Source organism: Calothrix sp. NIES-2100, assembly GCF_963875285.1.
Taxonomy (GTDB): domain Bacteria; phylum Cyanobacteriota; class Cyanobacteriia; order Cyanobacteriales; family Nostocaceae; genus Aulosira.
The window spans coordinates 3198329-3211633 of sequence record NZ_CAWNLA010000001.1; the positions used below are offsets into that span (position 1 = coordinate 3198329).

At 42.3% G+C, this 13305-nt stretch carries 13 protein-coding genes; 8 read left to right on the plus strand and 5 right to left on the minus strand.

All coding sequences use genetic code 11. The annotated features are described in order from the left end of the window. Window positions 1-8: 8 nt before the first annotated feature. A complete protein-coding gene (locus AACU32_RS13390; protein WP_339377854.1) occupies window positions 9-815 on the minus strand; it encodes a L,D-transpeptidase in 807 nt (268 codons plus the stop codon). A 237-nt stretch (window positions 816-1052) separates the two neighbouring features. Between AACU32_RS13390 and AACU32_RS13395 the strand changes: the two genes are divergently transcribed. The 3 genes from AACU32_RS13395 (at window position 1053) to AACU32_RS13405 (ending at window position 3217) form a co-directional block, all read left to right on the plus strand. After that, entirely contained in the window at window positions 1053-1205 is a 153-nt protein-coding gene (locus tag AACU32_RS13395) for a hypothetical protein (protein WP_339377855.1), read from the plus strand. Between the two features lie 570 nt (window positions 1206-1775). Next, a complete protein-coding gene (locus tag AACU32_RS13400; protein ID WP_096600194.1) occupies window positions 1776-2432 on the plus strand; it encodes a sigma-70 family RNA polymerase sigma factor in 657 nt (218 codons plus the stop codon). A 167-nt stretch (window positions 2433-2599) separates the two neighbouring features. Continuing rightward, window positions 2600-3217, plus strand: coding sequence for an anti-sigma factor family protein (locus tag AACU32_RS13405; protein WP_096600196.1), 618 nt, complete (start codon window positions 2600-2602; stop codon window positions 3215-3217). A gap of 27 nt (window positions 3218-3244) precedes the next feature. On the opposite strand, the gene AACU32_RS13410 is transcribed toward AACU32_RS13405, so the two are convergent. Continuing rightward, the gene (locus AACU32_RS13410; protein WP_096600198.1) at window positions 3245-3697 is read right to left on the minus strand and encodes a gamma-glutamylcyclotransferase family protein; all 453 of its coding nucleotides are present in this window, start codon (window positions 3695-3697) and stop codon (window positions 3245-3247) included. 88 nt (window positions 3698-3785) lie between these two features. Between AACU32_RS13410 and leuS the strand changes: the two genes are divergently transcribed. The 5 genes from leuS (at window position 3786) to AACU32_RS13435 (ending at window position 10983) form a co-directional block, all read left to right on the plus strand. After that, the gene (gene leuS / locus AACU32_RS13415) at window positions 3786-6413 is read left to right on the plus strand and encodes a leucine--tRNA ligase (RefSeq protein WP_096600200.1); all 2628 of its coding nucleotides are present in this window, start codon (window positions 3786-3788) and stop codon (window positions 6411-6413) included. 307 nt (window positions 6414-6720) lie between these two features. Then, window positions 6721-7314, plus strand: coding sequence for a Uma2 family endonuclease (locus AACU32_RS13420; protein ID WP_096600202.1), 594 nt, complete (start codon window positions 6721-6723; stop codon window positions 7312-7314). Window positions 7315-7513: 199 nt separating this feature from the next. After that, entirely contained in the window at window positions 7514-8776 is a 1263-nt protein-coding gene (locus AACU32_RS13425) for an HhoA/HhoB/HtrA family serine endopeptidase (protein ID WP_096600204.1), read from the plus strand. A gap of 593 nt (window positions 8777-9369) precedes the next feature. Further along, window positions 9370-10383 (plus strand): zinc-dependent alcohol dehydrogenase family protein, encoded by a 1014-nt coding sequence (locus tag AACU32_RS13430; protein WP_096600206.1) that lies wholly within the window; start codon window positions 9370-9372, stop codon window positions 10381-10383. A 297-nt stretch (window positions 10384-10680) separates the two neighbouring features. Then, a complete protein-coding gene (locus AACU32_RS13435; protein WP_096600208.1) occupies window positions 10681-10983 on the plus strand; it encodes an antibiotic biosynthesis monooxygenase family protein in 303 nt (100 codons plus the stop codon). 57 nt (window positions 10984-11040) lie between these two features. On the opposite strand, the gene AACU32_RS13440 is transcribed toward AACU32_RS13435, so the two are convergent. The 3 genes from AACU32_RS13440 to hypA all read right to left on the minus strand — a co-directional run bounded on the left by AACU32_RS13440 (window position 11041) and on the right by hypA (window position 13264). After that, window positions 11041-11901 carry a hypothetical protein gene (locus AACU32_RS13440; RefSeq protein WP_096600210.1) on the minus strand — a complete coding sequence of 287 codons (861 nt, stop codon included), beginning with the start codon at window positions 11899-11901 and terminating at the stop codon, window positions 11041-11043. Between the two features lie 170 nt (window positions 11902-12071). Continuing rightward, entirely contained in the window at window positions 12072-12932 is an 861-nt protein-coding gene (hypB, locus tag AACU32_RS13445) for a hydrogenase nickel incorporation protein HypB (RefSeq protein WP_096600212.1), read from the minus strand. Continuing rightward, complete coding sequence (gene hypA, locus AACU32_RS13450) at window positions 12923-13264, minus strand: hydrogenase maturation nickel metallochaperone HypA (RefSeq protein WP_096600214.1); 342 nt, start codon at window positions 13262-13264, stop codon at window positions 12923-12925. Before hypA ends, hypB begins: the two co-directional genes overlap by 10 nt. Window positions 13265-13305 lie beyond the last annotated feature (41 nt).

The following is a 13305-nucleotide window of genomic DNA, read 5'->3' on the forward strand; positions in this document are numbered from 1 at the left end:
GACAAAAATCATTCGCGTACTATCACTGGTGTTCCCACGCTTACCTGCTGGTACAACAATCGGACATCAGGATTACGCATTCTTAAACAGCCATGAGAAATAGCAGTTCCCATAACGTTGGTATCTGGCGTACCGTGAAAGCCAATTTCGTTATGTCCATCTGACCAAAAACCAATCCATCGGTCTCCCAGAGGACTATCAGTACCTGGAGCAAATACTTTATCAGTAATCGGATGACGCCATATAGGATTGTGTTGCTTGTGCATCACTTGAAAAGAACCTGTAGGCGTTTCCCACCCTTTCTTACCCACAGCAATTGGGTAGCTGGCGATGACAACATCTGAATGGTAAACATAGGCGCGGCGATCGCTTAAATCAACCACCACTTGCCTTGTATTAGATATCTGCCTATCAGTGTTGAATAGTTGAGCTCTAACCTGAGGTAACAACGACTGCGGCAAAAAGGACTTAGTTGGGTTGAGTTTTTTTTCTGGCGACACTAAGGGCGTTATTTGAGACTCGTCAGTTGCTATAGCTACATTTTTGCTGGCTGTTCCCGACTTAGTATTATGAAGCTTTGTTGCTGAGGATTGGGATGTAGATATCCTCTGTTTGCGTTCACCAGGGGGTACAGATGCTCCCAAAGCGCTGAAGCTGCCTCCTGGAGATGACTTCTCATGGCTTGTCTTCGTGGAGGCTTGCTGCTCAAACTGCTGTCCTGTTGTCATAACGCGCCAATGGACAGCCAGAGATAAAATTGCTGTCCCAAAACAGAGCCACATGATTATCCGCGTTACAGATTCATTTCTTACCATTGCCACCACCTTTTGTTGATCCCTGACATATCCGGTTGGCTAATTCGCTGTCTTCACCGTTAACTCATCAAAAATTTATCAATACTTATTGGTTCCCTTATGAATCTATTAATCCCTTTGGGCACACTAGGGCTATGCAGAAGTCCCAGCAAGAATAACTCTAAATAAGAAACTTCATTACTTGGAACTCTTGGGGTGCAGCAATCAATCATTAATGGTGTGGGTGGGAGTAAGACCATGTTTGAAAAACTATTGCTAGCAGTCACGATTACATTTTCCCTTAATTTCTTTTTGCAAGTGCGTGTACCCAATCAAGAACAGACTGGTGCTACTTATCAGCAGCACACAGAAACATCAGCAACAATTTTAGTCACAAGACCAGATAAATAACAGTCCTAGTAGTTACAACAGCGTCTCGTAAAGGAATTCTGAGTTTGTGCCTAGTACAGCAGATGCTCTGACAAGGAGACATGGGGACGCGGAAGGGGACAAGGGAGTAGGGGAGCAAGGGAGCAGGGGAGCAGGGGAGACAAGGGAGATAAATAAGAAATTCTCAATGCCCAATGACGGCAGTTTGCACAATACTGGAAACCAGCAACGCACTGCCTCCCCAATGCCCCATGCCCAATGACAACTGACAACTGACTATTGACTATTGACAATTGTCAAATTTCCCTGATCTGCTATAACCATTTTTACCCTTTATGTCAAGCGTATCGTGCCAGATGTTAGTGGCAGCACAGATTTACGTAACATTGCTGTAATTCTAGCATCTGGTACACTATGGCTCAAAAGCTTGCTGTGCAGTATCTATAGTCAAAAAAAAGTTGACTTCATTGCCAGAGTTTGACTCAAACTTATATACCTGATTGTTCCAGTCATAAATCCGTCCCTGATTCAGGAACTTAGAGCCAATTAACAGGTCTAATAGTAAGGGATGAATTACAGCCAGTACGATCTATGAGTCAATCGATTACTGTATCCTGGTCAACGGTTGATGCGGGGTTTCCGGAAGCATCAGTGCAAGTTGACAAACTCTCTAATCACGATTTAATTTTACGCTGTCAAACTGGACTGCGTCCTGATCGTGCTGCGTTTGCGGAATTATTGCGTCGTTATCAGACACAGGTCGATAGGGTGTTATACCACTTAGCACCAGATTGGGCTGACAGAGCTGATTTGGCTCAAGAAGTTTGGATTCGAGTCTATCGGAATATTAACCGATTACAAGAACCAGCTAAGTTTAGGGGCTGGTTAAGCCGCATTGCTACCAACTTGTTTTACGACGAGTTGCGCAAACGCAAGCGAGTTGTTAGCCCCTTATCACTGGATGCTCCCCGCTCGGTAGATGATGGTGAGATGGATTGGGAAATTGCTGGAGATACTCCAGGCCCTGAGGAAGAACTGACCACGAGGGAATTTTACGAACAACTGCGAGAAGCGATCGCTGATTTACCAGAAGTGTTCCGCACTACCATTGTTCTCAGAGAAATCGAAGGTATGGCATATGAAGAAATTGCCGAAATCACTGGCGTTTCTTTAGGAACAGTGAAGTCAAGAATCGCTAGAGCTAGATCCAGATTGCAAGCCCAGTTGCAAAATTACCTAGACTCTTAATCTACAGAATCTATCTGCTGCCCCTGGGCAGAATTTAAGCATTAATTAATAATTGTTACTAATTGTGTAGAAGTCTTAAAGAGAGTCTGTCATTAGGAAGAGAATCGATGAATTTCTCAAAAATATTCCCCGTCTTTACCCGTGTATGAATTGGTAATAATGTTAAGATGACTACTGATTCTCAGTTTTACGACCGTTCTCGCTGGCAAATTTCTCAAGATTTAGCAGATGGAATGGCAAAGCATACCAATGAATCAACGGGTGCTATGGAAGATATGGTGAAGCGCGATCGCTTCGAGTTATTGAGTGCTTACCTCGATGGAGAGGTAACAGCCGCTGAACGTAGACAAGTAGAAGAATGGCTGGCAAACGATGCCTCCGTCAAATGCTTGTATGCTCGATTGTTAAAGCTAAGGCAAGGCTTGCAGGGTATGCCTGTACCAGCCTCCGAACAGCCCCTAGAAAAAACAGTCCAGCATGTGATGGCACGTTTACGTCGTCGTTCCCAGCTAGCTTGGGCATTTGGAGGCGCTGCCGTTGCTGCTTGTGTCATTGGCTCACTAGCAGGTATTATTCCTGGTGGGGATAAGTCCCTACAACTGGCGCAACAACGAATAGAACCAGTACAACAAACAAAAGAGCCTGCTGCTGTGCCTGTATCACCACTGATGGTGACTTTAAATAAACCAGTAGTGGAAATTCCGAAAGCAGCAGTAACTTCTCCGCCTAAGCCAACCCATCATCAAAAGCCTAAACAGGGAGATTGGGAACAGAACATTAACTAATTTCCCAGTTAATAGTTCATTAACCCATCATAACTGCAATTCGCTGGCTGTCAAACCGCAGCCACTCCACCAGCCATCAGGTTGAGGGACACCTCCTAATTGGCGAACTCTTTGTGGAGACATAAAGTAAACCCAAGCCAACCCCAAGGATAGTCCCTGCAAATCGTGGATCTTAATTTGCTGACGGTTATAGAGATTTTCTGACATGTTTCTATGGGGGTGGTAATCTTCGAGTTCATCTAGCTGACTTAAAATTCCTGGGTCAGCAAATGAAAGTAAATATCCATGAACTTGGCTATTTTCAATTGTCATGGCTGGATAACCCATTGGCATCGCAAACAGTTTACCTGGAGCGATCGCTCTTTTGGTATCTATCACCTGAGCCGCACAATATCTTTTATAATTGACTTCACCTGGTTTGAGCGTGCCGTAGACAAAAATACGCACTTGACCAGAAGATTTTATTTTTAATTCAGTCATAACTTATTTTAACCAACTGAATTTGTTTGCCTACCATTACAATTATGGAGGCAGATACAGACAAAGATTCCAGTAGGAGCATTTTTTGGTGGATTCCCGATATACCCCAGCAGCGATTGAGGAAAAATGGCAGCAAACATGGGCTGAACTTGGCTTAGATAAGACACCTACAGATACAGCCAAGCCAAAATTCTACGCTTTATCCATGTTCCCTTACCCATCGGGCAGCCTACACATGGGTCACGTTCGTAATTATACAATTACTGATGTGATTGCTCGCCTCAAGCGAATGCAAGGTTACCGGGTACTGCACCCAATGGGTTGGGATGCTTTTGGCTTACCAGCAGAAAACGCCGCGATTGATCGTGGTGTACCACCAGCCAAGTGGACTTATCAAAATATTGCCCAGATGCGGCTGCAATTGCAGCGTCTTGGCTTGTCCATTGACTGGGACAGCGAATTAGCTACCTGTTCACCAGACTATTACAAGTGGACACAATGGATTTTCTTGCAGTTTTTGCAAGCGGGGTTAGCTTACCAAAAAGAAGCAGCAGTTAACTGGGACCCCATCGATCAAACAGTATTAGCAAACGAGCAAGTTGATAACGAAGGACGTTCCTGGCGCAGCGGTGCTAAAGTTGAGCGTAAATTATTACGGCAGTGGTTTTTCAAAATTACAGACTACGCCGAAGAATTACTCAATGACTTGGATAAATTGACAGGTTGGCCAGAACGAGTCAAATTGATGCAAGCTAACTGGATTGGCAAATCAACAGGCGCATACCTGGAATTTCCCATTGTTGGCTTGGATGAAAAAATTAGCGTTTACACTACACGCCCAGATACAGTTTATGGTGTGAGCTACTTGGTATTAGCACCAGAACATCCCTTAACAAAGCGTGTTACCGAAAAACAACAGCAAGCAGTAGTAGAAGCTTTTATTCAAGAAGTTGCCAATCAAAGTGAATTGGAACGGACTGCTGAAGACAAACCCAAACGAGGTATCCCCACAGGTGGTAAGGCAATTAACCCGTTTACCGGGGAAGAACTGCCCATCTGGATTGCTGACTATGTACTGTATGAATATGGTACAGGGGCAGTAATGGGTGTGCCTGCCCACGATGCCCGAGATTTCAAGTTTGCCAATAAATATAATTTGCCGATTGAGTTTGTCATTGTCGAACCAGAGGCAGTTGCAGATAAAGATTTTAGTGCCACAATTCCCGATGAAAACGGTGAAGTTTCCAACATCATCCAGGTTGAATACAACGAAGCATACACAGAACCAGGAATTTTAATTAATTCCGGTCATTTTAGTGGCATGGCTTCCACAGATGCCAAACAAGCAATAGTTGAATATGCCGCACAACAAGGTTTTGGCAAAGCACGGGTACAATATCGCTTACGGGATTGGTTGATTTCTCGGCAACGGTACTGGGGCGCACCAATACCCGTGATTCACTGCCCAAACTGTGGCATAGTCCCAGTTCCAGACAAGGATTTACCAGTTGAGTTACCAGAAGAAGTGGAATTTACTGGACGTGGTGGTTCACCTTTGACTCAGTTAGAAAGCTGGGTAAATGTGCCATGTCCAACTTGTGGCACTCCAGCTAAGCGGGAAACCGACACGATGGATACCTTTATTGATTCCTCGTGGTATTTCTTACGGTTTACTGACGCGAAGAATGAACAGCAGGTTTTTGAGTCCAGTAAAACCAATGACTGGATGGCAGTTGATCAGTACGTGGGTGGGATTGAACACGCGATTTTGCATTTGTTATATTCGCGCTTCTTTACTAAAGTGCTGCGTGACAGAGGTTTGTTGAACTTTGACGAACCTTTTCAACGCCTGTTGACTCAAGGAATGGTACAGGGTTTAACTTACATGAATCCTAATAAGGGCGGGAAAGATAAATGGATTCCCTCCCATTTAGTTGATCCTGCCAATCCACGAGATCCTCAGACAGGGGAAGCATTACAACGTCTGTACGCCACCATGTCCAAGTCAAAAGGTAATGGTGTCGCACCAGAAGACGTAATTAGCAAATATGGTATAGACACAGCGCGGATGTTCATCTTGTTTAAAGCGCCACCAGAAAAAGATTTGGAATGGGATGAAGCTGATGTTGAGGGACAATTCCGCTTTTTGAACAGGGTTTGGCGCTTGGTAACAGATTATATTGCCGCTGGAGTATCGAAAAAGACAGCTGATATCTCAAATTTAACGAAACCAGAGAAAGAATTACGGCGGGCAATTCATACAGCTATCCAAGCAGTTACAGAAGATGTAGAAGACGAATATCAATTCAACACAGCTATTTCTGAATTGATGAAGTTGAGTAATGCCCTTGCTGATACCAGCAGTAAAAATTCACTAATTTTCACGGAAGGGATTCAGACTTTAGTAGTAATGCTAGCCCCCTTTGCTCCACACATCGCTGATGAATTGTGGCATTTATTGGGTAATAGTGATTCTGTTCATACTCAAACTTGGCCGTCTTTTGATCCGGCGGCTTTAGTAGCTGATGAAATTACTTTGGTGATTCAAGTCATGGGCAAAACTCGCGGTGCAATTCAAGTACCATCGCAAGCAGATAAAGCCGATTTAGAGAAATATGCCAGAGAATCAGAAGTTGCTCAACGTTATATTGAGGGGAAAGAGATTAAAAAGGTAATTGTAGTACCTGGGAAGTTGGTGAATTTTGTCATCGGCTAGGGGCTAGTAGTCTGTCCCATTAATTTTGCTGGGCTGAGAGATCCCCGACTTCTTGAAGAAGTCGGGGATCTGAACCCTCGGTAGAACAATCCCTTCTGTGTGTTCTCTGTGCCTCTGCGGTTAAAAAGTTATTAACCACAGAGGTGCAGAGGGCACAGAGAGCAATAGTTGCGGATAAAAATTGTGATTTTGTAGTGGATTTTCGGCGAAGCAGAGAAAACAAGGAGCAGACGCTCGAAGTCGCTAGAATTAATACAACTAAAAACTGAATTATTCGGAAATAATTTGGTTAATAAAGGTCAGGAATATGGTTTTACAAATAGAGAAACGCCATTATACTCCAGAGGAGTATTTGGAATTAGAAGAAAAAACTGAATATAAAAGTGAATATAGAAGAGGAGAAATTTTGCCAATGGCAGGTGGTACAACTAACCACAATAAAATTGCTCTGAATTTTTGTAGAAAATTCCCTTTGACAATTCAACAGGAAGATTATGAAATATACATGGGTGATGTGAAGCTATCGATACCTCATTATCAAATCTACACTTATCCTGATGTGATGGTTGTTAAAGGTAAACCTATCTACGAGGGAACTAGTACAACAATTATTATTAACCCATTATTAATAGTTGAAGTTTTATCAAATTCAACTAAGAATTATGACAAAACCGACAAGTTTAAATATTATCGTTCAATTTCTGGATTTCAAGAATATATTTTGATTGACCAGTATAGTTTTGCAATTGAACAATTTGCTAAACAAACCGAAGGTCAATGGATTTTTAGGGAGTATGAAGGGGAAGCGGCAGTTTTAGGAATGGATTCTGTTAATTTCCAGATTTCCTTACGGGATATTTATGAGCGGGTTAATTTTGACCTGGATGAAAGCGATACATAGTTTGGCTTTATTTTGCCGACTTAACTTTAGTGCAAAAAAAGCTAGAGGTGAATACTGAGTTGCGGCAATGGCGTAAAAACACGGATAGCTGGGCTTACCATAAAGAGGCGTTTCACACCAGCGCAATAGTCCTGCAACAAAAGCTTCAAAAAGGTTATCTATATTAGTAGTACATCTAAAATATCCTTCCAGATAGCAAATGCAAAACCAACCACGGGACGGAGAAAAGCTCACAAACTACAATTCATTGAATACTGATAGCGCTAAACACCATAATTATGCACCCTGGAAAAAGGCAGCTGCCTCTGTATCGCTGGTGCTGCTGGGATCTGGGATGACATTGGCAGGTGGTTATTTAGCGGGACACCCTCAAAAGCTATCTCAGACTGCATCGAATTTGGCAGTTAGCCCAGTAAATGCGGCACCTCCATTACCAGCAGCCACAGACCCTAACTTTATTACAGAGGTGGTACAAAGGGTCGGCCCTGCTGTGGTGCGAATTAACTCTTCCCGCACAGTTAAAACTCAAATACCAGACGAATTTAACGATCCATTTTTCCGGCGTTTCTTTGGTTCCCAACTACCACCACAACAAAATCAGGTACAAAGGGGTACGGGTTCAGGGTTTATCATCGGTAAAGATGGTCGGATTTTGACTAATGCCCACGTCGTTGACGGTGCTGATACGGTGACAGTGATCCTCAAGGATGGGCGCAGTTTTCAAGGTAAGGTGTTGGGCAAAGATGAGTTAACAGATGTGGCTGTGGTAAAAATTCAGGCAGAGAATTTACCAACAGTAACTATAGGGAACTCAGAGCAACTGCAACCAGGGCAATGGGCGATCGCGATCGGTAACCCCTTGGGATTAGATAATACTGTTACCACCGGGATTATCAGCGCTACTGGACGGAGTAGCAATCAAATTGGTGCGCCTGATAAACGAGTGCAATTTATTCAAACTGACGCAGCCATTAACCCTGGTAATTCTGGTGGGCCTTTACTTAATGCCCGTGGTGAAGTAATTGGTATGAATACAGCTATTATCCAGGGTGCGCAAGGCTTGGGCTTTTCTATCCCTATCAACACAGTACAACGGATTTCTGATCAGCTGGCGACTACAGGTAAAGCGCAACATCCTTATTTAGGAATTCAAATGGTGGGCTTGACACCTGAATTAAAGCAAAACATTAACTCAGATCCTAATAGTGGTTTGAGTGTTCAGGAAGATAAAGGTGTATTAGTCGTGAAAGTAGTACCGAATTCTCCCGCAGCTAAAGCGGGAATTCGTGCTGGTGATGTGATCCAAAAACTCAATGGTCAAGCAGTCACCGACGCTAGCAGTATCCAACAAGCTGTTGATAATAGCCAAATTGGTGGTGAGGTGCGCCTAGAGTTACGTCGCAATGGCCAGAATGTCAACTTAGCTGTGCAACCTGGTGCTTTCCCCAACCAAGTGCAATAACTATCAAAAATAGTGCGGGAGGGTGAGAACCCCTCGCTTTTAAGCAGGGGATGAAACCCGACCCGTAGCGGCTGTTAAAGTCGTTGATGGTTGACTGTTCAAAGTTAACAGTCAACCGTCAACCGTCAACCGTCAACAGTGAACAATAGCAATGGAATATTTTTTTACTTGGAAGTCCCCTAACTTCCCTCTCCGGCTTTGAGTATCCCAAATGTGCAAAAACGCCCCTGGCTAAAAGCCAAACCTGTTTACTTGAAGGGTAAGCAGGTTTTGTTCGTATAGCAATACCTCGGCTTGACTTTTCAAACAACCTCTTACAGCTAAAATTAACTCAAGACTTAAGCAACTCGCAGATTATTTTAAGTTCGTAGTTCTGACTTTAGTCTTCAAGACGAAGGATAAAGCCGCTGACTCCAAAGAAAAAATTTCCAAGAGTTTTCCGGATATATTTTATAAGAAATATTCATACTGGAAATTGTAGTTTTAGATTGTACTTAAGCCATCATGTTTATCTACAGGCCTATTTCTGGTGATTAGGCGAAATTTGCCAAATTTTAGGTTTTTTGTTGTTTTGTTCGCCTAGGAGCAATTTCATGAAAGCTTACGTACTGTCAAGTAATACTGGAATTGATGCACTGACATTAAGCTCACGCCCCCAACCTCAACCAAGTGTGGGACAAGTTCTCATCAAAGTTAAAGCTGTATCTCTGAATTACCGTGACTTGCTGGTGGCTGTTGGGGCTTACGGTTCGGGTGTAAAATATCCCTTAATTCCCCTATCTGACGGTGCTGGGGAAGTTGTAGCGGTGGGGGAAGGTGTCACCAGGGTGAAAGTAGGCGATCGCGTCGCTGGTATTTTCTTCCAAGACTGGATTGCTGGCGCTTTAACCAGAGAGTCAATGAAATCTGATTTAGGCGGTGGTATCGATGGGATGTTGGCTGAGTATGTAGTTTTACTCCAAGAGGGTGTAGTAATATTACCTGACCATCTCTCCTATGTAGAAGGAGCAACTTTACCCTGTGCAGCAGTCACAGCTTGGCACGCACTGGTGAGCAAAGGTAATATTACTGAAGGTAACAGTGTATTATTGCTCGGTACAGGAGGAGTATCTACTTTTGCGCTGTTATTTGCAAAATTATACGGTGCTAGAGTTATCCTCACTTCTAGCAGTGATGAGAAATTAGCAAGAGCGAAAAATTTGGGTGCAGACGAGACAATTAATTACAAATTAACGCCAGATTGGGAAAAGAAAGTCTACGAACTGACTAATCGCACAGGTGTAGATCATGTAGTAGAAGTAGGTGGTACAGGTACTTTACCAAAATCTTTACAAGCAGTCCGAATTGGGGGACGTGTCAGCTTAATTGGGGTGCTATCAGGTAGAGGAGATGTGATTGACCCCATGCCCATACTCTTCAAAAGCATAACACTGCAAGGCATTTATGTTGGCAGTCGCAAAATGTTTGAGGCGATGAATCACGCGATACAAGAGTATAAATTACAGCCAGTGATTGATCGAGTTTTTCCATTTTCCGAAGCCAAAGCAGCATACAATTACCTCAAAAGTGGCGCTCATTTTGGCAAAGTTGTCATCCAAATTGATTGAGCAAAAAAGGATGTAGACGTACTACCTCGACTTTTCGCTTTGTGGGTGGAGTCATTTTATACTACCCTTCTCTACGAGACGCTACGCGAACGGGAAGGACTTCGTCCTACAGACTTCAGCCTTCAGTTGATATTCTGGAGGTGGCTTGCCCAAGCTAGGATAAAACAGTTGGCACATACCAAGGAGAATAGTGAGCGAAAAAGCCAAAATTTAGGTGTATTCGCCACAAATTGCCATAATTACTGCGCCTTTTAGCCCAGGGAGAGCCAAACTATAAACTAGTAACTACTGACTATCATGATTACTGTTGTCAATGTTTTTACCGTCCTTCCAGAAAAGCAGGAACAAGCGCTGAAAAACATCCAGAAACTTTATTTCGAGGTTGTCAAGCATCAACCGGGATTTATTGCTGCTAAATTACTCAAGAGCGATGATGGCACAAGAGTTACCGCGATCGCTAATTGGGAAACTACACAACAGCTGGCGGCGATGAAAAACACTCAGGGTTTTAAGGATTTACATAATCAGGAATTCTTTGATGCGATCGTTTCCGTCGATCCTCATGTATATAGTAATGGGATAGAAGTCTCCAGCAATTAATATCAGATACTTCCAGATTCCCGACAACTTTTACGAAGTCGGGAATCTAATTTTTCACTATTGCACAGTCACCCAAAATTCAGCAGTAATAATTTTGCCATTACGATTAAACTGTCCCCAGAGTTTGTAATCTCCTCGTTGCGGAAAATTAGTGATAAAATTAACCTCGCCATCTGGGGTATCTTTCAAAGCATGAGCATGAATATAATCTGCTCGTGTTAATGATTTTGTGCGTTTGATAATAACTAAATGTCCTCTTTCGCCTAAATAAGGCTGCAAATCTTTAATTGGTTGCTTAGTAGCAGCATCTTGTAAATTAAAAATTACATTTACTTCTTGTCCAGCCTTTAAAGTAGGTTGGGAAAACTTGAGATTAGCCAGAGTATTACCAAAAGTATTAGTGCTAGAAAAGTCAATTTTCGGCGTATTTGGCGCTTCACCGGGAACTTGTGCTTTTAATAGAGAAACTTCTTCAGCCTTGCCGGCTGGCTTGTAATCACTGAACAGCGTGTAATTACCTGGATGGGGAAAACTAGTTTGAACTTCAAAGCGTCCATTGCCTTTGTAAGTAGGATGGATATGATTGAAGGTATCAAGATTATCACCAACAATGATGAGATGCATTAATTGTTCTTGGAATTTATCAAAATATGCGATCGCCTGACCATTCTTATCTTTAACATCAATCACTAAAGGTACAGGAGTGTTAGCAGCAATCTTGCCTGATAATGTTAATTTGGCAATAGTAGAAGCCGATTCTAACTCGGAATGGCCTCCATGATGATCGTGGTTATTTGATCCATCAGAATGATTGTGATGATCAGATTTTGAATTGTCAGTAGATTGAACAACTGAAGCGCAACCTTGAGTTAATAAGATAGTTGAAGTAATAGCCAGTGCAGTAAATAACAGCTTCATTTTTTCTTAATGCTAGAATATGACAACTCACAACAAATTTGTTGATCTAGCAGCCAATCATACCAATTTCAAACAAAAATACCCCCGTAGGGGCGGGGAAACCCCGCCCATCACGACAATTCATCACTCTACAACCCTAAAAATTGGAGATTTTTGTAATTGTAAGTTCCTCATACATTAACAAGAGTTTGCAAATCTCCAACCTTTTGCGATAGCCAAGAATACCAACTATCCAACCCAGCACCTGTAGTAGATGAAACTTGAAAAATTTGTATATCTGGATTAACCTGGCGTGCATATTGTATGCATTTTTGCACATCAAATTGCACATAAGGTAGCAAATCAATTTTCGTGAGAATCATCACCTGACTAGCACGAAACATATGGGGATATTTGATTGGCTTATCTTCCCCTTCCGTCACAGAAAGAATTACAACTTTCGCCTGTTCTCCCAAATCAAATAAAGCGGGACAAACCAAGTTACCCACATTCTCAATCATCACCACTGAATTTAACGGCGGGTTGAGTTGTTGTAAACCTCTTTCAATCATTGATGCATCTAAATGACAGCCTGTACCTGTGTTAATTTGCACAACTTTACAGCCTGTCTCTTGAATTTTTTGCGCATCATTAGTTGTTTCTTGGTCGCCTTCAATTACACTAATAGATATCTGAGATTTTAAATCATGAATCGTGCGCGTTAATAATGTAGTTTTCCCTGCACCGGGAGAACTCATTAAATTTAAAGCCAGGATATTTCTACCTTTAAACCAACCCCGATTTTGGGCAGCTAGTAAATTATTTTTTGTTAAAATATCTTGTTCTAATGATATTGTTGTGCCATGCATTTTGGCATGAATTTGTGATGCCTCTGAATGCTCATCATGATTATGAGCATGAGTCATTACAGTCCCATCAGCCAAAGTGTGAGTGTGAGTATGATCATGGTGGTGATGATGATCAACTTCACCAGTTGTCAGATTAGTGACTTTGCTTTCTCCATCCTCAGAACAACCGCAAGTTACACACATATTTCCTCTATTTCGATTTCTTTAATTTTGAGTTCTTCACCAGTGATTAAATTCAATTGCACACTACCACATTGGCAAATGCCAAAGGGTTTTTCTAAAGGAATTTTTGCACCACATTGGCGACATTCTGCCAAACCAGGAATTTCTAAAATTTCTAACTTTGCCCCTTCTAAAACTGTACCTTGAGCGCAAATATCAAAACAAAACCGGATAGCATCAGGCATAATAGCTGATAGCTTGCCAATTTCTAATAACACTCGGCTGACTTTATTGCCATTGGCATGTTCTTTGACAATCGCCACAATATTTTGCGTAATTCCTAGTTCATGCATACAAAATATCTATTAAATAAGTAGGTAGTCCCAATGAAAAT

Excerpts from the sequence above, each read along its gene's own strand:
- hypA (WP_096600214.1), bottom strand. The coding sequence starts at position 13,264 with ATGCATGAACTAGGAATTACGCAAAATATTGTGGCGATTGTCAAAGAA.
- AACU32_RS13400 (WP_096600194.1), top strand. The coding sequence starts at position 1,776 with ATGAGTCAATCGATTACTGTATCCTGGTCAACGGTTGATGCGGGGTTT.
- AACU32_RS13405 (WP_096600196.1), top strand. The coding sequence starts at position 2,600 with ATGACTACTGATTCTCAGTTTTACGACCGTTCTCGCTGGCAAATTTCT.
- AACU32_RS13430 (WP_096600206.1), top strand. The coding sequence starts at position 9,370 with ATGAAAGCTTACGTACTGTCAAGTAATACTGGAATTGATGCACTGACA.
- AACU32_RS13440 (WP_096600210.1), bottom strand. The coding sequence starts at position 11,901 with ATGAAGCTGTTATTTACTGCACTGGCTATTACTTCAACTATCTTATTA.
- AACU32_RS13435 (WP_096600208.1), top strand. The coding sequence starts at position 10,681 with ATGATTACTGTTGTCAATGTTTTTACCGTCCTTCCAGAAAAGCAGGAA.
- AACU32_RS13390 (WP_339377854.1), bottom strand. The coding sequence starts at position 815 with ATGGTAAGAAATGAATCTGTAACGCGGATAATCATGTGGCTCTGTTTT.
- AACU32_RS13395 (WP_339377855.1), top strand. The coding sequence starts at position 1,053 with ATGTTTGAAAAACTATTGCTAGCAGTCACGATTACATTTTCCCTTAAT.
- hypB (WP_096600212.1), bottom strand. The coding sequence starts at position 12,932 with ATGTGTGTAACTTGCGGTTGTTCTGAGGATGGAGAAAGCAAAGTCACT.
- AACU32_RS13410 (WP_096600198.1), bottom strand. The coding sequence starts at position 3,697 with ATGACTGAATTAAAAATAAAATCTTCTGGTCAAGTGCGTATTTTTGTC.
- AACU32_RS13420 (WP_096600202.1), top strand. The coding sequence starts at position 6,721 with ATGGTTTTACAAATAGAGAAACGCCATTATACTCCAGAGGAGTATTTG.
- AACU32_RS13425 (WP_096600204.1), top strand. The coding sequence starts at position 7,514 with ATGCAAAACCAACCACGGGACGGAGAAAAGCTCACAAACTACAATTCA.